This window comes from Pseudomonas plecoglossicida NBRC 103162 = DSM 15088 (assembly GCF_000730665.1).
GTDB lineage: Bacteria > Pseudomonadota > Gammaproteobacteria > Pseudomonadales > Pseudomonadaceae > Aquipseudomonas > Aquipseudomonas plecoglossicida.
Genome location: NZ_BBIV01000096.1, coordinates 1 through 648 on the forward strand (window position 1 = coordinate 1; position 648 = coordinate 648).

A 648-nucleotide genomic window follows, 5' to 3' on the forward strand; every position below is an offset into this window, starting at 1 on the left:
GGCGCTCGATCTCAAAAACGCAAAATCCCTACCGCCGAACACCTGGCAGCTCCCCACCCTCACATCCTGAAAAAAGCCCCTCCCATCCCAACACATCGCCAACGCTAGGCTATCCAGAACAACCCCATTCATGGATGACCACATGCCCAGCCCAAAAGGTTGCCTACTTCGTCGCGGCAGGTATTCAGAACCCGGCAGAATCTACCTGCTGACCACCGTCACCCAACACCGCCGTCCCTTGTTCCTAGATTTCCGACATGCACGCACTGTGATCAGGCACCTGCGCCTGGCTGAACAAGAAGGCAGCTGCCAGTCACTGGCCTGGGTAGTCATGCCCGACCATGTTCATTGGCTGATCGAGTTGAAGGATGAAACGCTGAGTACGTTGATGCGGGGGTTCAAGGCTCGATCCAGCCATGTATTGCGCAAGGCTGGGGCCCTATCAGCTCCCGTTTGGCAAGCCGGTTATCACGATCGTGCTTTGCGACGGGAAGAAGATGTGGTGATGGCTGCTAGGTACATCATTGCCAATCCCTTGAGAGCGGGGTTAGCGGACAAGGTGGGGGATTATCCGCATTGGGATGCGGTTTGGGTGTGATAGCCCTGGGGCTCGCCGGGGGATGGATGGCGCCCATGAAATCGAGCGCC

General features: G+C 57.4%; 1 protein-coding gene. It reads left to right on the forward strand.

Annotated features, from left to right (window positions below; genetic code table 11):
• The first annotated feature begins 142 nt into the window (after positions 1 to 142).
• The gene (locus PPL01S_RS24235) at positions 143 to 598 is read left to right on the forward strand and encodes an REP-associated tyrosine transposase (protein WP_028625616.1); all 456 of its coding nucleotides are present in this window, start codon (positions 143 to 145) and stop codon (positions 596 to 598) included.
• Positions 599 to 648: the final 50 nt, after the last annotated feature.